This window comes from Krasilnikovia cinnamomea, from assembly GCF_004217545.1.
GTDB classification, from domain to species: domain Bacteria; phylum Actinomycetota; class Actinomycetes; order Mycobacteriales; family Micromonosporaceae; genus Actinoplanes; species Actinoplanes cinnamomeus.
The window spans coordinates 5,662,626-5,683,582 of record NZ_SHKY01000001.1 but is presented as its reverse complement, the minus strand read 5'-3'; the positions used below and the strand labels follow the sequence as shown (position 1 = coordinate 5,683,582).

General features: G+C 68.0%; 12 protein-coding genes and 2 pseudogenes. 1 reads left to right on the top strand and 13 read right to left on the bottom strand.

Annotated elements, in window-relative coordinates; genetic code table 11:
• Nucleotides 1-2: 2 nt before the first annotated feature.
• The 5 genes and pseudogenes from EV385_RS25965 to EV385_RS25945 all read right to left on the bottom strand — a co-directional run.
• Nucleotides 3-1,226: a cytochrome P450 gene (locus tag EV385_RS25965; RefSeq protein WP_130511804.1), complete on the bottom strand. Its 1,224-nt coding sequence runs from the start codon at nt 1,224-1,226 to the stop codon at nt 3-5.
• Nucleotides 1,223-4,438, bottom strand: coding sequence for a ferritin-like domain-containing protein (locus EV385_RS25960; protein WP_130511803.1), 3,216 nt, complete (start codon nt 4,436-4,438; stop codon nt 1,223-1,225). The genes EV385_RS25965 and EV385_RS25960 overlap by 4 nt, the downstream gene beginning before the upstream one ends.
• Complete coding sequence (locus EV385_RS25955; RefSeq protein ID WP_165449594.1) at nt 4,435-5,922, bottom strand: flavin monoamine oxidase family protein; 1,488 nt, start codon at nt 5,920-5,922, stop codon at nt 4,435-4,437. The genes EV385_RS25960 and EV385_RS25955 overlap by 4 nt, the downstream gene beginning before the upstream one ends.
• Before the next feature lie 820 nt (nt 5,923-6,742).
• The gene (locus EV385_RS25950) at nt 6,743-7,849 is read right to left on the bottom strand and encodes a nucleotide disphospho-sugar-binding domain-containing protein (RefSeq protein ID WP_341273974.1); all 1,107 of its coding nucleotides are present in this window, start codon (nt 7,847-7,849) and stop codon (nt 6,743-6,745) included.
• A 55-nt stretch (nt 7,850-7,904) separates the two neighbouring features.
• Nucleotides 7,905-8,816: pseudogene (locus EV385_RS25945) on the bottom strand (nucleotide disphospho-sugar-binding domain-containing protein); the annotation flags it as partial.
• Nucleotides 8,817-8,923: 107 nt separating this feature from the next.
• Here EV385_RS25945 and EV385_RS25940 point away from each other — a divergent pair.
• A complete protein-coding gene (locus EV385_RS25940; RefSeq protein ID WP_130511800.1) occupies nt 8,924-9,472 on the top strand; it encodes a GNAT family N-acetyltransferase in 549 nt (182 codons plus the stop codon).
• A 22-nt stretch (nt 9,473-9,494) separates the two neighbouring features.
• On the opposite strand, the gene EV385_RS25935 is transcribed toward EV385_RS25940, so the two are convergent.
• The 8 genes and pseudogenes from EV385_RS25935 to EV385_RS35795 form a co-directional block, all read right to left on the bottom strand.
• Complete coding sequence (locus tag EV385_RS25935) at nt 9,495-10,718, bottom strand: MFS transporter (protein ID WP_130511799.1); 1,224 nt, start codon at nt 10,716-10,718, stop codon at nt 9,495-9,497.
• Entirely contained in the window at nt 10,715-11,290 is a 576-nt protein-coding gene (locus EV385_RS25930; protein ID WP_130511798.1) for a winged helix-turn-helix domain-containing protein, read from the bottom strand. The genes EV385_RS25935 and EV385_RS25930 overlap by 4 nt, the downstream gene beginning before the upstream one ends.
• Nucleotides 11,291-11,799: 509 nt before the next feature.
• A pseudogene (locus tag EV385_RS35325) lies at nt 11,800-11,970 on the bottom strand (DDE-type integrase/transposase/recombinase); the annotation flags it as partial.
• The gene (locus EV385_RS35800) at nt 11,957-12,202 is read right to left on the bottom strand and encodes a transposase (RefSeq protein WP_207230138.1); all 246 of its coding nucleotides are present in this window, start codon (nt 12,200-12,202) and stop codon (nt 11,957-11,959) included. The gene EV385_RS35800 and the pseudogene EV385_RS35325, both read right to left, overlap by 14 nt.
• 742 nt (nt 12,203-12,944) lie before the next feature.
• Nucleotides 12,945-13,574: an SMI1/KNR4 family protein gene (locus EV385_RS25910; protein ID WP_165449591.1), complete on the bottom strand. Its 630-nt coding sequence runs from the start codon at nt 13,572-13,574 to the stop codon at nt 12,945-12,947.
• A gap of 4 nt (nt 13,575-13,578) precedes the next feature.
• Complete coding sequence (locus EV385_RS25905) at nt 13,579-15,552, bottom strand: polymorphic toxin-type HINT domain-containing protein (protein WP_479723878.1); 1,974 nt, start codon at nt 15,550-15,552, stop codon at nt 13,579-13,581.
• Nucleotides 15,461-19,453, bottom strand: a complete 3,993-nt coding sequence (locus tag EV385_RS25900; RefSeq protein WP_130511794.1) for an RHS repeat domain-containing protein — start codon at nt 19,451-19,453, stop codon at nt 15,461-15,463. The genes EV385_RS25905 and EV385_RS25900 overlap by 92 nt, the downstream gene beginning before the upstream one ends.
• Nucleotides 19,338-20,942 carry an RING finger family 4 domain-containing protein gene (locus EV385_RS35795; RefSeq protein WP_130511793.1) on the bottom strand — a complete coding sequence of 535 codons (1,605 nt, stop codon included), beginning with the start codon at nt 20,940-20,942 and terminating at the stop codon, nt 19,338-19,340. The genes EV385_RS25900 and EV385_RS35795 overlap by 116 nt, the downstream gene beginning before the upstream one ends.
• Nucleotides 20,943-20,957: the final 15 nt, after the last annotated feature.

The window sequence follows — 20,957 nt, the reverse complement described above, 5'->3', positions numbered from 1 at the left end:
GGTCATCGGGTACGGATCGGCACCCGGCTCGGCCCGTGGAAGACCAGGTCGTCGGCGTATGCCGGCGGACCGGCCAGGCTGAGCCCGGGAAGGTCGCGGAATAGGGCGGTGAGCCCGATCTGCGCCTCGGCGCGGGCCAGTGCGGCGCCCAGGCAGTAGTGGATGCCCAGCCCGAAGCCGAGGTGCCGCCCGGCGGTGCGGTGCAGGTCGAGGCGATCCGGGTCAGGGACGTACGCCGGGTCCCGGTTCGCGGAGCCGAGCACCAGGACCGCTCTGCTCCCCGCAGGGATCTCGTGACCGTCCACCAGCAGGGGCTCGCGCATCCACCGGGTGACCATCTGCACCGGGGCGTCGTAGCGGATCAGCTCGTCGACCGCGTCCAGGGTCAGGCCGCCGGAGCGCACCTGCTCGCACAGGCCGGTACGGGGCAGCAGCGCCAGGACCGCCTTGCCGATCAGGTTGGTGCTGGTCTCGTGGCCCGCGGTCAGCAGGTGAATGCTGGTCGCCGCGATCTCGTCGTCGGTCATCGGCGGGGCGCCGGACGGATCGGCCGTAACCAGATGCGTGATCAGGTCGCGCCGCGGTGCGCGCCGACGGCGGCCGATCTCGTCGGAGAAGTAGCCGAGCAGTTGCCGCGCCGCGCTCTGGGCGGCGCTGAACCGGCGGTCCGGATCGCCGCCACGCGAGCTGTTCGCCCGTTGCAGGGCCAGCGCCTGCGCGCGGATCCACCTCCGGTCGGCGGCGGGGATGCCGAGCAGTTCGGAGATCACCAGGATCGGCAGGGGTGCGGCGAAGCCCTCGACGAGGTCGGCGTGATCGTGGCGGCGCAGCTCGGACGTCAGTGAGTGGGCGAGCCGTTCAATGCGGGGCCGCAGGTCTTCGATCATGCCGGCGGTGAATCGCTGGGCGACCACCGCGCGCAGCAGGGTGTGCCGCGGCGGGTCGAGGAAGACGAGCCAGTCGGCGACGACCTGACGCAGCGTGCCGTACCGTGCGGGAATGAGCGGGGTCGCGCCGGGCGGCGGCTCCCGTCCGGCCTGCTTGGCGCGCAGCAGCCGGGACACGTCGTCGTACCGGAACAGGTACGAGGTGTCAGGTCCACCGTCGGTGGACGGCACCCGGTGCACCGGGTCCGTCTCGCGGCAGTGCCGGTATTGCGGGTACGGATCGGTGATCTGCGCGGGATCGGTGAGCGGGAACGGCGCCAGCCGGGTCGGGGTGGTCATCGTGGTGACCGCCCGAAAGCCTCGGCGTAGAAGGCGAACATGTCGGCCACCCTCTCCGGCACGCTAGCGCATTTGCGCGACGCCGTGGCCAGGTGGTCGAAGCGCAGCGCGATCGAGCGCCTCGCGACGTCCGGCCGGGACAGGAAGACGGGCGCGGTCTCCAGCTCGAACGACGGGCCGGCGGTCCGGCCGCGCCGGCCCGAGGGCATGGTCACGAGGACCTCGGCCAGCGGGCTCATCATGCCGGTCATCACGTCGATCGCAGCGTTCATCAGGGTGGACCGGCGCAGGCTCGCATCAGGTTGCTGGCCGAAGTGCTGGACCATGAGCTGAAACATCATGTAGAAGGACCGGTTGAACAGCTGGAGCACCGTACGCGCCTCGGGCGCCGTGACGGTCTCGGTGTTGGGGTTGCCGGTCCGCAGGGTGGGGTTGCGTGGCACCGGATAGGCCGGAGTCCAGACCTCCGCGCGGGGCGAGCCGGCGGACCGCTGCGCCATCAGGGCGTCCGCGATGCCGAGGAACGTCTCGTAGTGTGAGTCCCCGGCCGGCTTGACCGAGTTGAGTTTGTTGCCCTCGCCCTGCTCGGTGACGAAGTCGATGGCGAACAGGGCGCTGGCGAGGTCGTCCACCTCCAGCTGGTAGTCGGGGTGCACCGCGTTGATGGATTCCCGCAGGAACAGGTGGTGCTCGCCGCCACCGCGGCCGCGATCGACCAGGAACAGGTCGGGCACGCGCCGCAGTCCGTCGCGGACCGCGTCGTACAGTTCGCTCAGCGAGCCGTACCGGTGGGTGGATTCGGGGTCGGGTGGTTCGGCGTCGTTCAGCCGGCCGGTCTGCGAGTGGGGCCGCTCGATGGCGATGAACCGCTGGGTCGTGCCGAGGTTGAAGGGCTCAAGGGCGAAGTCCATCGGTACGGGCAGGGCGGTGTTGATCGTGCCGAAGTCAAGCATCGGTACGTGGAACGCCTCGCCGAGCGCCATGATGATGTTGTTGATGACGAGGAAGTGGATCATCTCTTCGCGTGCGACGGTGAGCAGGCTGCCGCGGACACCGCCGGCCAGGCTCTTGCCGCCGTCGCCGCATGCCAGGAGTGCCTGCTGCGGCGTCCACAGGCCACGGCGCAGGTATTGCTGCGCGGCTCCGTACGTGGGGATGGAGTAGACGGCGTACAGGTACTGCAGCATGACCGCCAGCTCGATCGCGGCGGCCTGGCGCAATGCGTCGAGCAACTGCCCGCGGGTCGCGATCCGGGGCTCGGGACGCTCGCCGGCCGGTACGATGATCGGAACGCGCGACTGTTGTTGTTGCCGGCGCAGGAACGCGAGGAGCAGGTGGGCCTTCGGCTCGGAGAGATCCCGGGTCGGCGGCATGTAATAGGTGCGTGCCTTGTTGCGCGGGTCGCACATCTGCCAGATCAGCCGGGCGTACGTTTCGACCTTCGGCCGGTCGGCCAGGCTGAACACCTCGTCCCGCATGAACGAGTAGAGCAGCTCGTAGTAGGCGAACACCTCCCGGTAGAGCAGGTCGAACGTCACGGCCTCGGCGGGAGTGTCGGCGAGGTGCCAGTCGTCGGGCAGCGTGCGCACCGCCAGCGTTCCGGCCGCTGCCCAGCGGCCGAGGGTGTCGTCGTTGTCGTACGCCTCGGTGGGGTCGCCGGGCACCGGGTCGGCGCGCGCGTCCAGCACGAGCCGGGCCGCGCCGGCGTGAGCGCCACGCATGCTGAACCAGCCGCGGCCGTCGGCGTCCGTGCGCGTCACGCACGACGCCCCGAACTCGCCGTGGGCGTCGAGCCGCCCCGCCCGCACATGTACGACCTCGGCGTCGTCCCGCTCGTACGGTCGTGATCGGGGGTTGGGGTATTGCCGCACGTGCACGGCCTCCACGGCGGCCGGCCGGCCCCGGACGAACGACCGGATCTCCACCTCCACCGTGTGCTCGTGCTCGCGTGCCGGCCGGGGATGTTCGACGAACCAGCAGGCGTCGTCCGCCTGGATGGTCACCTGTTCCTCGCTCAGTAGCGTGATCCGTTCGCCGGCGGCCGTGGCCATCAGGCACAGCGGCTCGGAGTCCACACCGCGACCGTGGTGAACAGTCGGCACCCGCACCACGCCGCTGGTCAGGTCGTAGGTCTCCCCGAGATACGCGTCGCGCGGGATCAGCGCGACCACCCGGTCCGTCTGCCGGGTACGCAGTTCCAGCTCGCCGAGGTCGGCCCGGGGACCGAGCCGGTGCAGCGGTCCCGGGCCGGGCGAGCCGGCGCGCCCGGTCACCGGCACAGCGTTGATCATGTTGAGAGTCGTCCACTGGGGAGTGACCGCGACCGAAAGGGTGCTCAACGGCGCGTGCCGGCCCGCACCGGGCGCCAACAGCCGACCCGCTGGGTACGTCCGTGGCTCGTCGTACCGCCAGGGGGCTATCGTTCCCCACACCGCGCAGTGGTTGGGGGCGTCCGGCGCGACCGGTGATGCCATGTTGCCCAGCGCGAACTGCACGACCAGGCCGTCGAATCCGGCCGACTCCACCGCGGCGCACAGCAGGCGGGCCGCCGGGGATGCCGCCGACTCGGGCAGCCAGTGCAGCGCCTGACCCGCGACGACGAACTGGTACACCGCCGATCGCCGCAGGTACGGTGCGAGGTAGTGCTCCCCCACGTCGCGGATGTGCGCGAAGTGGTGCCATCGGGGTGGCTGGATCCCGGTGACGTCGCCGACCGCGAGGTAGCCGTTCTCGTGCGAGCGTCCCACTCGCCCGAAGCAGAACTGGCCGATCATCACCGCCGTCGTCCAGTGGGAGGTCGGGTCCACATCGAAGATCCGGGCCCGGTTGAACGTGGTGCCCAGGTACTCGTTGTAGTGCCCCCAGAAGTCGACCGGGCGGCCCACCACCGGATCGCGGACATCGACCCCGTTGCCGATCTCCGCACCGGCCACCGTGGCGTCGATCCAGAAGTGGCCGTTGCCGCCGAAGTTCCAGCCTTTACCGGCGCTGAAGGGGCCATCGGGCGTCAACCGGCCTGCGGTGTCGTACCGGGGGCCATGCTGGTCGAGATAGCGGTGATAGTCCTCGACCGGCCGATCCACCGGGAAGGGTCCCGTCTCGGTCAGCGCGCGGTTGGTGGCCAGGTCGACCAGCCCGCTGCGCGGCCCGGTCGGCAGCTTCACCGTGGCCACCCCGCGGAAATGCAGGCGGGGAACGTCGAAGACGCTCATCGGACCGCCATCCCCACGGCGGTCAGCGCGGCCCCGGCCGGCACGGGCAGCGCCGCGTCGAAGATGCGCCGCGCTATCTGGCCGACCGCGCTCATGGCCGACTCGATCGCCCCGTCGATCCAGGCCGGGGTGGCCGAACAGTGCTCGCCGGCGAAGAACAGCGTGTGTTCCGGCCGGCTGGCCTGGGCCCGTTCCGCCTCGCTGGCCTGGGCATCGGCCCCCCACCGCACGGCACAGCCGCCGCGGCTCCAGTTGTACTGCCCCCAGGCCAGGCTGGTGGCATTGTGCACCATGCCCGGTTGAAGCAGCTCGGGATGCATGGTGCCGAGATCGGCCAGCACGGCGGCGTACCGGGCGGCGGCCGACAACCGGCCCAGCACATCGGCGTCCGCGTCAATGTTGTAGCTGGCGAGCAAGACCGCGCCGAGCGCTGGATCACCCTCGACCGGCGGATAGTACGTCTGCCGCACCCGGCCGCCGCTGGACGACGCACCGGCGTGGATGCCGATCTTCTGCCAGAACGGTTCCCGGCAGTGCAACGCCACCTTGGTGGCCGGTACGTAGCGGATCTGGTTGATGACATCGAGCTTCTCCGGGCTGAAGCCGACCAGGCGCATGGCCCGCACGATCGAGAACGGAACCGTGCACAGCGCGTACCTCGAGTGCCGGGTGACGATGTGCCGCCCCTCGCGGACCAGCATGCTCACCCGCTCCGGTGCCACCTCGAAGCCGATCACCTCTCGGCCGCAGACTATGGGCCCGGTGATTCGGCGGGCCATCCGGTGCACCAGCCGGTCCATTCCGCCGCGGATCCGCAGCAGGTCGGTGCTCGTCTCGGCCAGGATGTCGTCCAGGAAGCTGCGCAGCGGTTCGTGGCATCCGGTGCGCAGTTGGGGATGCGCCGCGAAGAGTGTGTGCAGGTCCATCCGGTCCTGTTCGCCGCGGTACGGGCGCAGGTCGATGCCGACGGCCAGGTCGAGGAGCCGGTGTCTGAGGTCGTTGCGCAGGGCCGAGCGCTGGCCGGGTGGCGCGATGGCGTCCACGATGATGGCGAGCCAGGCGCCGAAGAGCAGCACGTCGTCGGGGTAGCTGACCGGCTCACAGGCCCGACGGAGTTCCTCGACCATCGCCCGCGCTGCGTCGGACAGGCGTTGGTAGCCGCCGGCGGTGTGGACGAACGCGTTCGGTTCGGCCAACAGGCTGTCGAAGGGCCGGAGGTCGGGACTGAGCCCGAGGCGGTCGATGTAGTGCATCGTGTGCCGATGGCTGGCTGGAATGCGCATCGCGCCGAGTTCGACGAAGGGAGATTCGATGTCGCTGCCAAACCGGTAGGTGAATATGCGGCCGCCGATCCGCCGGCTGGCCTCCAGTACTTCGACCGTGCAGCCCAGCCGCTCCAGCTCGTACGCGGCCACCAGGCCGGCGATTCCCGCTCCTACGACAGTGACGCGCTTGTCATATTCACCGTCTCCTACCGAGGCCATCGGACCATCTCCAGCGGTGGGGGGGGTGCGACCATTTCCGACGGGGTCAATTCTCGTCATTCCGGTCCCACTTTGCGCCCTGCCTGGATGCCACATATCACCGACCGGACGCGTCAGCGTCGGGCAGTTCCCGGCGTGGCCCAGCGCGCCTTCTTCGCTCGCCTCGGGCGCATTGCGGTACTCATGAATGGTTCTGCATCGTTGGTTCGGCCGTGATGGAACGCCGGCGCCGTTGCAGCGTCTCCACTACGGTGCTGGCCGGTACTGTCAACGGTGGCAGGCAGCTACTGTCAACGGTGGCAGGCAGCCCTGTCCGACGAGCCCTGCCCGACCCCATACGCCACGTCCAGGAAGAAGCTACTGGTGAAGCACGGGCGACATCCCTCAAACCCGCATCTAAGGCTTCACCAGTCCCGGTTCAATCGTCCGCAGGCGAAACCAATTTTCCTTGGACTTCATTCGTTCACACATACTATTCCTCCGCATCAACGAAGTTAGCCTCGCCCCGGCCGCGCGTCAACCGCCGCCGCACGCCACCGTGTACCCGAATTTCATATTCTGCCGACTGGGATTTTTCAAATATCGATCTTCAATACCGCTTGCTCTACCGTATGATGCATCTGGGCTGGTGACCTCACGATACATTTTTAAGACCGCGAAACATGCGGGGCCAGAGACGTCGAAGACGGTGAATCAATGGGTAAATCAGGCGTTCTTGGACTGTCATTCCCAAACGCGCCAACAATAGATTCATGTTTTCGACACACGAATGACCCACCCGCGAAACATCCGGGCTAAGCAAGTCTCCAGACCTCTGGATTCACCGCCAGCGAATCAGCCGCGACGCGATCTCCGCCGGCGCAGGCAGACCGCTCAACTCGGTCCGGACCTCGGCCGCGGCGACCCGAAGCTCGTGATCGGTCAACAGTCGTTGCAGCAGTGCCGTGTCCAACTCGTCCGGCTCGGCCACCAGCCCGATGCCACGACGTCGCGTCGCGTCGGCGGTGATGTGGCGATCAGCACCGTTGGGCACGACGAGTTGCGCTACACCCGCCGCGATCGAGGTGAGCGCGGTGCCGGCACCGCCGTGGTGGATGATCGCGGCACACGTCGTCAGGAGCACGTTCAGCGGCACCCATTCGCAAGCCCGCACGTTCGGTGGCAGCTCGCCAAGGATCGCGACGGGCCGCCCACCCAGCGCCAGCACGAACTCGGCGTCGATGCCCGCCGCGACGCCGACGATCCGTTGCATGAGGCCCGGACCCTCAACGTCCGGCGTCACGGTGCCGAGACTGACCGCGACCCGGCGCCGTCGCGGTGGCTCCGACAGCCAGTCCGGCAGCACAGCGCCGGTGGAATAGGGCACATATCGCACCGACCAGCCGTCGGGTTCCGGCACCGTGCTCGGCGGCGCCGGATCCAGCGTCACCGCCGGCTCGGCGGGCGCCCTCAGACCGTACTCCTCGTACAGATCAAGCAGCGCCTGCCGGAAACCTTGCCAGAGCGGACGGGTACGGACGAAGCCGCAGTCATGCAGCACACCCGGCACGCCGGCGGCAGCGGCGGCCAGGGCCCCGACCGCACCCAACTCGTCGTACACCACCAGATCCGGACGCCACCTGCGCGCCAGCCGTATCGCATCGCCCGCCATACGCCGACTCACCGGCGCGAACAGTGTGACAGCAAAGTGGACACTGTGCCGGCGCGCGGCCGCACGCTCCTGGGCGGGCAACTCCGGACGTTGCGCGAAGAGCTGCCCCAGGTAGTCGCGAACCCGGAAGCCGGGGGCGACGTCGACGACCGGCAGGCCCGCGCCGGACGCATGCCCGAGACCTTCGCCGCACGTGCCGAACAGCACCTCGTGTCCGCTTGACCGGAACGCCCAGGCGAGTGGCACCAGCGGAAAAACGTGCCCAGCACCGGGCATCGCCAGGAAGAGAATCCGCATGTCGCAAGCCCTTCTTCCGCAGTTCGGCATGAACGTCGCCGGTCGCGGCACCCAACGCGCGGTCGGAGAGCATCCGCCGCAGCAGTCCGGCGTCCAGATCCACCGGCTCGACGACCAAGCCGATCTCCCGGTCGCGAACCGCGTCGCCGACGATATAATGGTGCTTTCCGTACGGCAGCAACAGTTGCGGCATGCTCGCCGCGAGCGCGGTCAGCGCGATGTCACTGTTGCCATGGTGGATGACTGCGGCGCAGGTGGCCAGCAGCGTGTGAAGCGGCACCGGGCCGAGCACCCGTACGTTCGGCCACAGATCGCCGATCCCGGTCGCCGGCGAGCCTCGCAGCGCCAGCACGACCTCCGCCTCAAGGCATGCCGCGACCTCGACAATCCGTCGCACCGGGTCGGGCCGCCAGGGCACCGGAACGTCGCGGTCGAGCACCACGGCGACGCGGCGCCGACCCGGAAGGGTTTCAAGCCACTCCGGCAGAACCGCGCCCGGGGAGTACGGCACGTACCGCACCGACCAGCCGTCGAGTTCGGAAACCATGCTCGGCGGTGCCGGATCCAATGTCACCGCCGGCTCGGCGGGTGGCGCCGCAGCGTACCCGTCATACAGATCGAGCAGCGCCTCCCGCAAGCCCCACCAGAGCCGGCGGGTACGAACCAGCCCGTAGTTGTGGTAGACCCCCGGCACGTCGATCGCGGCAGCCGCCAGCGCACCCACCGCACCCAACTCGTCGTACACCACCAGCTCGGGACGCCAGTCGCGCGCCAGCCGCACCGCCGCGCCGGCCATGCGCCGGCTCACGGGCGCGAACAGGGTCACCGCGAAGTCCACCTCGCGCTGCAGGGATGCTTCGCGGTCGCGCGCCCGGAACGCCCACGCCAAAGGGACCAGGCAGGACACGTGCCCGGCTCCCGGTGACGACAAGAAGACCACGCGCATGACCAGAGCCTTCGGTCGCGCCGCTTGATCGGCCCCTTGGAAGGTCGGTCTGTATCGATGTCACGGCCATGATACGGGTGTTATGTAAGTAGTGTCAGAATCGGCGTGTGCCGGTTCGGTCGTTGTCGTACCCGGATCCCGTCCTGAGCGACGGGCGAATCGGCCTACGAATGTGGCGTGAAGCCGATGTCGACTGCATCCGCCTCGCCAGTACGGACCCGCGAATTCCCTGTGGCACGACCGTCCCAGCAGACTTCACACCAGCTGAAGGACTCGCCTTCATCCACCGGCAATGGAGACGCGCAGAGACCGGCGAGGGCATCTCGCAGGCCATCGTCGAGGTGGACAGCGACCGCGCCATCGGCCTGATGTGGGTGGCCATGCGGCCGCAACCGCATGTCGGCGGACTGGGCTACTGGGTTGTCCCGCCGGCCCGCGGACAGGAAACAGCGACAGCCGCGGTCCGCCTGGCTATTCCATGGGCGATGAATGCGTTGGAGCTGCGGCGATTGGAGGCGTGGGTGGAGCCCCGAAACCTCGCCTCGCAGCGTGTCCTCTCCCGCGCCGGGTTCCAGCAGGAGGGACGCCTCCGTAAGTTCCTCACGAACGACCACAGGTCCTCAGATGCGTTGGTCTTCTCGCTCATTCCGGCATAGGGCTGACAGATGCCGGTTGATGTCATTTGAGCGCCGCCTCCGCTGGCTCGGGTTCGACGGCCGGTTGGAGACCGCCGCCGAACGTCGCTGTCAGCGCGGACACCACGACCGCGGCCGCGAAGACCAGCACAGCGATCGATGGCGACCAGGACGACAGAATGATGCCGCCGACGGTCGGCGCTAGGGCGGCCATCGATGTGGCCACCACCATGACGATGCTGATCACCCGGCCCTGCAAACGGTCCGGCGTCACGGCGGCCTGGTAACCGAACAGAGCCGCGGTGCATGCAGGGCCCAGGAAGACAGCGAGTCCCAACGGCACGGCCGCCCCGACGTTCGAGATCAACAAGGCTGAGCCGGCGAGCAGCACGGCCGCCGCCCAGCAGATGCCCCGGACCAGGCAGGGCAAACTGAACCGATTCTGCAAGGCAGGCGCGACGACGGCACCCAACAGCCCGCCCACCGCGACGATCGTCTCGGCCAAGCCGATGACGGCGGGTGGCGTCCCGTTCTGCTGCAACGCCACGACGACGGTGAACAACACGCCCGTGATAGCGAAGTTGAGTGGCACGGCGATCAGCAGAAGTGCCCGCAGAAACGGATTACCGAACACGAACCTGACCCCCTCGGCGAGCGCCGCGCCATACGCCTGTGGGTGTTCTTCCCTCTCCCCTTGTAGCGGCTTGTGGATGCGCAGCACCGCCACGGCGGACACCAGGTACGAGATGGCGTTGCTGAGAAACGGGACGGCGTGGCCCAGCCCGAAGAGGAACCCGCCCAGCGGTGGTCCGGCCAGCGAGGTGCCGTACGAGCGTGCCTCGTTGCGCGCCACCGCGGCCGGCAACTGCTCCACGGGCACGATGCTGCGCAGCGCGGCGTCCTCCGCCGCGCCGAAGACCGCGCCGGCCGATGAGTCGATCAGGGTGACCAGGAGAATCATCGGCAGGCTGACCTGGCCGGAGAAGACCGCCAGGGTCAGCGTCGTGAACGCGGCCAGGCGCAGACTGTCGCAGATCACCATCACGCGGCGGCGGTCGTAGCGGTCGACGAGCACGCCGCCGGGCAACCGGATCACGAGCCGCGCCACCATCGAGAGGGTGCCGACCAGACCGGCGCCGACCGCGGAGCCGGTCTCCACCAGGACGAGCAGCGACAGCGCCAAGGAGGCGACGCCGGTCCCGAGGTCGGACAGCGACTGCGAGGTCCACAGCAGGTTGAACTCGCGGTTGCGCCACAGGGTGCTCACCGCGACTCCCGATGCGGGTAGGTGTGCAGGACCACCAGCACCTTTTCCGCGTCCGCCTCGGCCGTGTCGCCGATATCGGACTCACGGATCAGCCGCTCGATGTCTTGGCACAGGCGCTCCAGCCGCTCGGGAGTCGTCCGGACGACGTAGTCGGAGCTTGCGGCGGCCTGCTGCCAGGCCGCGTTCCATTTCTGCGTGGCGACCTGCTCGTGGTACGTGTCGATCGCCTGGTCCCAGATCGCCCGGGCGGTCTTCTGCACGGCCATCATCGCCTCGGCGCCACCCACACCGGCACTGGCCCAGAAGGTCGAGTCGTGCACCGCCTTCCACCACCGCTCCCGGCCGCGGGCGCCCTTGCCGAGTTCGACGGCTTCTTCCACCAGGCCGTGCCGGGCCAGCAACCGCAGGTGGTGACTCGTCTGCCCGCTGTCGGTCCCGAGCCGACGCGCCAGGATCGCCGAGGTCGCCGCCCCATCCATCCGCAGGGACCCCACGATCCGCATCCGCAGCGGATGCGCGATCAGACGCATCAATTCCGGGCTTGCCACGAGCGCGTTCGATGACGGTTCCATGCGCCCACCCTAGCGGTGCAGACAACCTATGCAAATTCTTATGCATAGAATCTCTGCACTACCTCTGCGAGGCCGCATGACGGCTCGATCCGGGCCGCCAGCTCGGACCGTGTCGGCGGCGTCGACTCAGCGGCCGCCTGGGTGCGGTGGTGATCGGTAGGGGTGGCGTACCACGACAGACAGCCCCGAGAACAACCTCGCCCAGCGCCAACAGCGTGCACCCACTCCCCCACCGGAAAGGCACCCGCGGCCTCCTCACTCGACAGCCCTTCAGCGATTCGCCGCCAGAACTGCCGCCGCACCTCCCGATGCTCCTTCACACCCGGACGCCCCGGCGAACGCAAAGCCGGCCGGCTCGTCATCGCCGTCGTCCAGCCCAGACGTCTTCCCATGGCACACCCCTTGGTCGAGGTGTTGCGACGACCACTGGAATCCGCCTTGAGCTCCGTGGTCGGTGTGTCAAGCCCCGGGTTTGATGGAGAGTTTGATGTTCCCCGGGTTCCGTGGAGGCTGCCGCGGGTCCGCTCGGCGGCGGCGAGGGCGTCGATGACCAGATCGGTGCGCATGTGATGGGCGATCGCCCAGCCCGCCAGGCGACGCGAGTGCAGGTCGACAACCGTTGCCAGGTAGAGGAATCCGCGTTCACCGACCGGCAGGTAGGTGATGTCACCGACGTCGCGAACCCGGCGCCGCAACTCGGCGTTCTCCTGCTCCAACCGCGCCGACCGCCTCACCCGCCGCTACGACCGGCCGGCCCGGACGCGGACCGCCGCCACGACGCTCGTCATCGAGACGGACCCAGTTACGCAGTGTCTCCCGGTTAACGCCCAGGTCATCAGCGATCGAGGCGATGGTCGCACCCGGCCTGGACCGATACAGCGCGACCGCCTCGGCCCTTAAACTCGGGCGGATAGTGCTTGTTCACCATGATCTTGCAGGACCTCCTGACTCCCAGGACCATGACGATCCCAGGTTCAAGTGTCCAAGATCAGGGGGCAAAGCCCCAGGCCACGACCACGAGGTCGATGGCAAGCCGTGCAACGGCGCGGCAGCCGATCGCCCCCAACCTCGACGGCGACAGCCCTGTTCGCGCTCGTCCCACCGTTACGCGCGTGGCGGATGGCTCACGAAGTTCCAGCACGACCGGTCGGCGGCTCGAACCGCCTGGTGGTCGAATCTCTAAGCAACAGGTCAAGGAGGTGCTGGCACGCCTCGTCCTCGGTTGGGAAGTACCGAAGGCCGCCCTTGCTGCCACGCTCGGAGCAATAGACCTCCCAGCCTGCTTCTCCGTGCTCCAGGACGTAGCATTCACCGCCACCGAGCCCGCCCTGGAGGCGGTAGGAGGCCGGATCGAACCGCTCAGCCGCAAGAATCCGTCCCAGTTCGGCCCTGTCCAGCTCCCCCCGGCTGTTCCACGGGATCATCCTGGCAGCTGCGGGCAGGTCGCGTCGCGCCGATGCCGGGCTTGCGGCTCCAGCGCGCCCATTCTGTTGCGGCCACTTCGGAACTCCAGCGGCTATCCAACTTGACGCCGAAGCGGGCAGCCGCGGTTGTCGGTGACCTGATCGAGGCCGGAACACAGGTTGAGGTCTTCTCAACCAGGACATACTCACCGAGCATTGGCGCTCCCCATTTCTAGCCGTGGTCTGGCAATTTAGTCCACGATCTTGAACTTAATTGAGGCACCATCAGGCAGGTCACGGAGTTGGACCGCAAGATCACCCCGGAAGCGCATCCCTTTAGCAGCCTCCAACGCGACGAGGTTTTCCGGGGTGTAGTCCCCCCCGAGGACGAATGGCCGTTTCGGAACTAGTCGTTCACCGATCGGCAACACCCCGTACTGGGCCTGCCACTGATGTGCGAGCGGATAACCGGTGACGAACTCGTAATCACCCAGGACAGCACGGACCCACTCGTCTACTGATGATGCAAGATGAGCCGCCTCCCCGGTCTCCGGATCAAACGAATAGATGGCGTCATCTTTAATCCCGAATTGCCCCCCGAATATGTCCTCTGCAAAGAAGAGGATCCCTTCCGCCATGCCTTGGTAGTTGCCCCGCCAAAGGTCGGATGAGTTCCACGAGTCAATGCCATGATTGCCATCATGTGCCGCGACCGGCAACACGTGCAAGGCTGACTCAAAAGCATAGAAGCCGTTAGCGCGACTCAAGACCGACGCAACTAATTCGTTCGCAAGGGAACTTCCAAGATCCAGCCCGTCCTCGACAGGTGGGCCAATCGGTTCACCTGAAACCGACAACAGCTTGCCAATCGACTGACTCATTCAATCACACACCGTTAGTCTCACAACTGTCTTGTCTGGAAGTCCTCGACATTGCCGACCGATCGAGGACCCTGCCCCGATTATCGCTGGGGTCAATGGGTCGCACACTCGAACCGGACCCACCCTCCTCAAACATCGCCGGAGGGTACTCGTCTCGATCCTTTCCGGAAACCCGCGGATTCCCTCTCATCGACGCCCGCCGGCGCGCCGCCGCACCGGCGCGATCAATCGTGAGTTCGGTGGGCTGCCCGGCCGCCTGCGCATCCTCAATATGCTCAGCAGACTCAGGATACTTGGTTCTGCTCACAGATATTTCACACGCAGGACCGACATTGTGCACCAGCACCGGCGTGTTGCCAGCCATCACATAGTACGTGTGGATGTGGCGGACGGTGAGGTTGTACATCGTCTGGCGGCCCGGGAAGGAGCGGACCAAGGCGACGGTGGGCTGTGGATCCGGTGCGGACGCACGCGATTCTGCAGCCAACAGCGCCTCGCCGGGCTGCAGATCGCCGGCGTCGATCCACTGGTGACGCTGTGAACTCCAGAAGGGGTGGTGCTGGGTGGTATGCAGTGTGGCAGTGTTGCCGTCGGTGGTCTTGACGGTGAGGTCGACCAGTTCGGTGTCGGTGTTGATGTGCAGTTCGGTGACTTCTTGTGAGCTCGCCTGGGCCGTGGGGTCGGTCGGGTCGATGGCAAGAACTTTGTCGCCGACGCGCACGTCGGAGATCGGTTTGGTGCTGCCGTTGTCCATTTTGACGAGCGTTTCGGGCGTGAAGCTGTTGCCGTCGACGCAGCCGACGCTCGCTCCTTGGCCCATTGCCGAAATGCCGTTGTAGGAGACGCTGGTCGCCGCCCGGCCTGCCTTCTGCTGGAACCATCCGCCGAAGTAGCCGATCCCGCCGGTGACGACAGCCTCAACGACCCCGACCGAGGCAAGGTACTTTCGCAGGCATTCGTCATGGCAGCCGCTGTTGTACACGCCCCTGATCGCGTTCTGCCTCGCAAGTTCGGCTGCGAACGGACTCCTGCAGGCGTTCTTGATGCGCTGGCATGCACGGTTCATGATCTGCAGGAGCTTGGTGTCGTCGTCGAGGGCCTTCCACTTGTCGCCGCCTTGGGCGAGCAGCTCGAAGTAGGCTTCCTGGACCTGATGCTCGAACTTGTCGCGGTCCTCGACCTGGTCGTCGGTGAGGGGAACATTGCCGACGGCGTAATTGCCATAGCCGTCTCGGTCTACCCGGACCGGGTTATGGTTGGCGCGCGTGGACCGGGTGGGAGCGATGTATCCGCCGCAGGTGCCGCCGTTGCCGGCGGCGCAGCCGGACTGGTCGCCGTCGATGCGTCCGAGGCCGGAGGGGTCGGCGCCGGTGATGGGGTTGTCGCCGGCGTAGGTGTAGCCGCCGAGCTGGCTGGGGTCGGTGGTCTGCAATAGGGGGTCGGCGCTGATGAACCGGCCGAGGGCGGGGTCGTATTTGCGGGCGCCGACGTCGGTGTAGCCGGTGTGAGTGTCCTTGGGTGCGCCGAGGTAGCCGTGGGTGAGGTCGGGCCAAGCGGTGGGGTTGGCGTTGGTGCGGGCTTCGCCGTATGGCTTGTATTGCTGGCGCGACAGTTGCTGGGTGGTGGTGTCCATGGCCAGGTTGGCGGTGCCATGCGGGTCGTTGAACAGGTAGTGGGTACCGCCGCCGGGGAGCGTGGAACGGACGGCGATAGCGGCGCCGGTACCGCCGTGGCTGTAGGTGCGGACCGCTCCGAGCACGACCGCCGGGCTGACGGCGGTGTTGACCACGATCTCGGTGTCACCGGCGAACAGCGTGACGCGGCCGGGGTCGCGGCGGATCAGCTGAACGCCGTTCGCGTCGTACAGGTACTTGGTGACGGTGGGATCAGTGCCGGTGGTGCCGACCTCGGCTAGGTTGCCTTCGTCGTCCCATTTCAGCGTTTGTCCGTTGCCGCTGGTGGGTGTGCGGGTGAGCAGGTGCCCGGCGACGTCGTAGACGAACTTGGTCGGGTCGGTGCCACCGGTGGTTTGGGTGAGGGTGTGTGGCTGGGTGCCTGTGCGGTTGCAGCCGGTGGTGCAGCCATTGGTGTATGTGGTGGTGACGTCGGCGCCGCCGTTGGTGGAGTGTTCGATCGACTGGGTACGGTTGCCGATCGCGTTGTAGGCGAAGGTCTGCCAGTAGGCGCCGGCCTGGTTGGCCAGCTCGCCGGTGGGGGGCTGGGCGGTGGGTGGATGCGGACCAGGCCTGGACCAGCCGGGCGAGCGTGTCGTAGCGGTAGCACTGCGTGTCGGTGACGGTGTTGCCGGTCTCGGACTGCTTGTTGGTGACCGACAGCGGGTTGCCCGCCTGGTCGTAGGTGTAGCTGGTCTGGTCAACGACGGGGCCGATGCCGCGCGCGCGGGAGACGGTGCGGTCGGTGCGGCGCAGGGTGTACTCGTCGTAGGAGTAGATGCTCTCGGCCTGGTTGGTGCTGTCCCCCATGGTGATGCGGGAGGGCTGACCGAAGTCGGTGTAGATGCTGCCCGAGACGTAGTGGTCAACGCCGGAGGTCATGGTGGGAGAGCCGAGCAGGTTGTGGTCGTAGGTGATTGTCTCGCCCGGCAGTCCACCGACGGCGGGGTCGTCCTGCTGCACCAGCTGCTCGGTGTTCGTGCTGTACCGGAAGGTCGTGGTGTATTCGATCGGCAGGGGTCGTTCGATGGTGGGCAAGGAGATGCGCTGGCCGAGTGGCTTGCCGAGGGTTGAGTAGCCGGTGACGGCGACGGTGTAGCCACCGGTTACGCCGGAGACGTACCGGGTGGAGGAGGTGGGCTGGCCGATGCGCAGGGTGTCGTAGGTCCAGGACCCGAACTTGAAGTTGCTCCTGGTGTTGTCGACGGCGGTCAGCTGCCGGCCGAGCAGGTCGTAGGTGTAGCTGAGCAGGATGCCCCGCGCGTCCTTGGTGGCGGTGGTGTTGCCGGCGTCGTCGTAGCTGGTGTAGCTGGTGCCGGTGTCGGGGTCGATCTGGGAGGTTTGGCGGCCTCGCAGGTCGTAGCCGAAGGTCCAGACGGACTTGTCGGGCCCGGTGACGGTGGCCTGTTGACCTGCCGGGGTGTAGGTGTAGGTGATGTCCTGGCTGGTCCCGCCGGTGCTGGTGAATCCGTCGGTGATGGTGCCGGTCAGCGTCGGTGCGCTGGTGTATTGCTGCAGTCGGGTGAGCTGGCCGCGGGCGTCGGCCGTGCTGGTCGTGGCGATGCCGCCGGTGGGTGGGATGACGGTGGTCGTGTCGCCGGTGTAGGCGGTGCGGGTGTGCCAGGTGTGCTCGCCGTTGTGTTCCTGGGTGACCTGGGTGGTCCGGCCCATCGCGTCGTGGTCGGTGACCGTGGTCGCGGGGATCGATACCTGCGAGATGTGGTCGGACACGAGGTCGTCGGACGGCGTGCCGGAGACGGCGTAGGAGTTGTTGGTCAGTACCGCCCACCCGTGCGAGTCGTACTGGATGTCCGAGACGACCGTGCTGCCGTTCTGCCCCGTGGTCTGGGTTTCCAGCTGGCGCAGCATGGCGTCGTAGAGCACCTTGCCGGTGCCGTATGTGGCGGGGGCACCGGGTACGTCGGAGTCCAGCAGCGTCCTGGTGGTCACCACGCTGGGAGCGTTGTTCCGAAGCGCGTAGGAGTATAGGACGTTGGCAGGCGCTTGGGCGCTTTTACTCTTGTTAGGCAGCCACACGGCGTGGAGGCGTCCGAGGGCGTCGTAGTCGAGTGAGGTGAGCGCTCCGGCGACGTCGGTCTTGGTCACGGGGAGCTGTCGGGCCGGGTCGAGGGTGACCGTGCTGAGCTGGCAGTCCTTGCTCGACTTGGTGACCGAGGCGCAGTTGACTGCGGGATTCACCTGGCTCACCGTGGTAACGGTGGTCGGTAGTGCGTTCTCGCTGGGGCTGTAGCGGGTGTAGACGGTTTGCGCCAGGCTGGTGGACCCGTCGGCCATTTTCGACTTAGGGGTACGGGTGGTCGAAATCTCGCGCCCGTGGCTGTCATAGGTCGTCGTCCCAATGTCCACGAACGTCGCGGCGGTCGCACCGGTCGCGGTGGCGGCCTGCTGGACGAGGGTAGGGTCACCCTTGGTGGGCCGTGCTGGGTTGCTCTGACCGTCGCCGTTGTACGCGAACGGGTTGCCGTCGTATGCCGTACGCGAGTGGGAGATCAGAGTTCCGGACGGGCTGGCGCCGGGGCTGGTGCAGTCCTGGTCGGTCGTGATTACTTCGGCGGTGACGACGATGGTGTCGGTCTTGCCGTCGAGGTAGCGGGTGAAGGCGCAGTGGGGAACGTTGCCGGCGGCGCCGACCTCGCCGCGGTCGACGCTTTGGACTTCCAGGCCGGTGGTGCTTTCGCCGAGCTTGGTGTTGTAGAAGGTGTGGGTTTCCGTCTTGCGCCAGCCGTAGGAGACTTTCTGCCGGGTCACCGTCCGGGCGGTGCGGACCATGGTGGCCTGCAAGGTGGGCAGGCCGGAGCGGCTGCGGGAAGCGGTCGGGCCGATGATCGTGGGTACGGTGACGCTCGCCTGCATGGCCGTGGCGTCTTGGCTGGCGCCGGTGTAGGTGACGGTTTCGAACGTCTGCCCAGCGAATTCGGCCTTGTCGGCGACGGAGATGCTGCCGTCGCTGCTCGTCAGGTCGGGGACGTCGCGGGTCTTGTCGTTGGGCAGGGTGTCGCCGTCCATGCCCAGGAAGTAGTACGTCTTGGTGAGGGTTTTCTGGTCGTAGACCCGCGTTCCGTCGGTGTAGTGGAAGACGGACGGGTCTCCGGTGGTCACGTCGACTTCGGGGTAGCCGCGGAACTGGCCCCAGGTCCGGTACTTCGCCTTGACGGTTTCGTTGTCGTCGTAGTGCCAACCCGGCTTGCCCTTGTAGGCGTACTCGGTGATCAGCTTGGGTTGTGAGCCGTCCTGGTAGTGGTTGTTCGGGTCGAGCGTGGTGATCGACTTGACCGGGTAGGTGTAGAACCAGTCGATCAGGGGTGTGGGCTGGGCTTCGGGGGTCCAGAAGACGGGGAAGCAGCCGGTGGTGTTGGTGGCGGCGAACTCCTGTGCCGTCTTCGCGCTGTCCGGATTCTGTGGGTCGACAGTTGGCAGGCCGGAGCAGTCGTGGCGCTGGTATTCGACGTTGGTTTCGGCGCCTGTCTCGGTGGTGACCTTACGGATCCGGTTGTGATAGAGCAGCGGACCGGAGCGGGTGCCGACCCGGTTCGGCAGTTGGATCGGGTCGAAGGTCACGGTGCCGGTGGAGACGTCGCTGTCGGCGCCACCGAGGCGGTCCAGGCCGGTGCGCTTGATGGAGTCGAGCCACAGCGTCGGGTCGTGGTCCCCGCCGTTGGGGAAGGACTGTCCGAGGTCGTAGCGGTCGACCTGCTTGGTGGCGCCGCCGACCTGCACCTGCGTGGTGATCGACCGGAGGCGCTTGCGCGACCAGAAGGTCGGGGCGTGGTTGGTGCAGTCGCCGTCCTTGCCGCAGTTGAGGTCGACCGGCACGTCGGGCCAGTACTCGGGGTGCGCGACGGTGAACTGGTCGTCGTCGCAGTTGTTGCCCGCTGGGGTGCCGCGCTCGCAGCGTTCCCCGGTGGTGAAGACGATCTGCGACGGTGCCGTCGCCGAGTAGATGGTCGAGGAGCGCAAGCCGTAGTCGATGCGGGCGAGGGTGCCGCCACGGATGTAGGCCACGGGGGTGTTCTTCATGATGGCGCCGTAGTAGCCGGTCTCCGGCGTGTAGTAATACGCCCGCGCGTTGTCATGGGTGTCCACGACGTAGTCGAGGTAGAACCGGTAGCCCAGAGTGCATGCGGTGCCCGCGAAGGATCCATCCGGGCAGTCGTTCACGCCGGTGTGCGCCTGGTAGATCGGCACGGTCCAGGCCGACTTCGTTTCCTGCGCCCCGGGGGTCCAGCCTGGCAACCGGTTCAGGCCGAAGTAGTACTGGGTGCCGTTCTCCCGGGCGCTGGCCGAGCAGCTGCGCGGCGCCGGTGACGTCTCCGTCGCTCAGGGCCTGCTCCACCAGGCAGGCGTGGGTCCGGACGCGGACGGCGACGGTGTCGTCGGGGTACTCGGTCAGGATCAGGTGCCGCGGGTGGCGGGTGCACGCCGCCACGATGGCCCGGCCCAGCGCGCCGGTCCGGGCGGTGCGGCTGCCCCGCAGCGCGGCGAACGCGACCGCGGCGCCCGGGTGCGCGGCGACCCGCTCGTACGGGTGCAGTCGCTCGCCCAACCGCTTCCAGACCGTCGGATGCCGCCGCATGTCCTCGGCCGCCGCCACCGCGCCGCACGAGTCCAGGTACCCCAGAACCGCCCGCCGCAGCGGCCGGGGCAGCGCCCGGACGCGGGTGACCGGCACGGTGACGGCCGGTTCGCCGGCCGGCCGCCACGCCGTCCCCGGTGCCCGGGACTCGTCCACGGCCCGCGGCAGGATCAACCCCGGATCCCCGCCCGAGTACGCCCAGAGCGTCCGGGCGACATCCGTCGCGGTCTGCCACCGCAGCCGGGCGGCGGAGACCAGTTCCGGATAACCGGCGCTGAGCGCGGTGGCGTGCAGCGCCCAGGCAATGATCAGCGCCAGCGTCTCGCGTGCGGGCACGACCTCCGGAAGCCAGTCGAGGCCGGCCGGCGCCGTGGCGGCGACCAGCACCTTGAGGTCGGCCCGGTCGGACTCGCCGAGCGCGCCGGGCCGGGCGACGAGTTCGTCCCGCAGCGCCGCGGCGGCGCCCATCGCGTCGGTCTCAAGGCCGGCCACCCGCATCGGCAGCGGTGGCGCCTCGCCGGCGATCGACGTGCCCTGGTCCGCCGCCGGTGCCGCGCTGCCGTCACCGCCGGCTCGCCGCGGGGGTCGCCGGACCGGCCCGGGGTCGACGACGGGGAGATAGGTGCAGTCCACGCTCAGCCGGCGACCGCAGATCGGGCAGGCACTGAACCGCTCCGGCGGGAAACAGCCTGGGCAGACCAGATGGCCGCACGGGTCCAGGGGCGCGCCGCCCTGCTCGCGGCCGCACAGGACACACGGCGCGTCCGGCACCGCGAAAAGGTAGGTGAGCAGCCGCCGGACGTAGACGGCGTCGACATCGTGCGGGGTGTCGGGAAAGGCCCGGTACAGCGGCAGCATCGAGCGATCGGCGCCGACCAGCTCGTCGACGGTCGCCAGCAGCCAGTCGGCCCACCGGACCCGTACCGAGGAATGCAGCCGGGTGGCCGCGGCCCGAAGGTCGGCACTCAGCAGCCAGCCGCGCTCGGCCAGATCGGCCTCGAGCGCGGCCACCCAGGCGGCACCGTCGGCCGGTCCGGCTCCGTGCGCCGCCACCGCGACCTTGCCGGTACGGCGCAGCAACAGCACCGCCAGCGCATCCATGCGGCGACCTCCCCC

Bases quoted from the DNA above. Each gene is read 5' to 3' on its own strand.
- EV385_RS25910 (WP_165449591.1), bottom strand. From the start codon at position 13,574: ATGAGTCAGTCGATTGGCAAGCTGTTGTCGGTTTCAGGTGAACCGATT.
- EV385_RS35795 (WP_130511793.1), bottom strand. From the start codon at position 20,942: ATGGATGCGCTGGCGGTGCTGTTGCTGCGCCGTACCGGCAAGGTCGCG.
- EV385_RS25930 (WP_130511798.1), bottom strand. From the start codon at position 11,290: ATGGAACCGTCATCGAACGCGCTCGTGGCAAGCCCGGAATTGATGCGT.
- EV385_RS25950 (WP_341273974.1), bottom strand. From the start codon at position 7,849: ATGCCCGGTGCTGGGCACGTTTTTCCGCTGGTGCCACTCGCCTGGGCG.
- EV385_RS25960 (WP_130511803.1), bottom strand. From the start codon at position 4,438: ATGAGCGTCTTCGACGTTCCCCGCCTGCATTTCCGCGGGGTGGCCACG.
- EV385_RS25965 (WP_130511804.1), bottom strand. From the start codon at position 1,226: ATGACCACCCCGACCCGGCTGGCGCCGTTCCCGCTCACCGATCCCGCG.
- EV385_RS25955 (WP_165449594.1), bottom strand. From the start codon at position 5,922: ATGGCCTCGGTAGGAGACGGTGAATATGACAAGCGCGTCACTGTCGTA.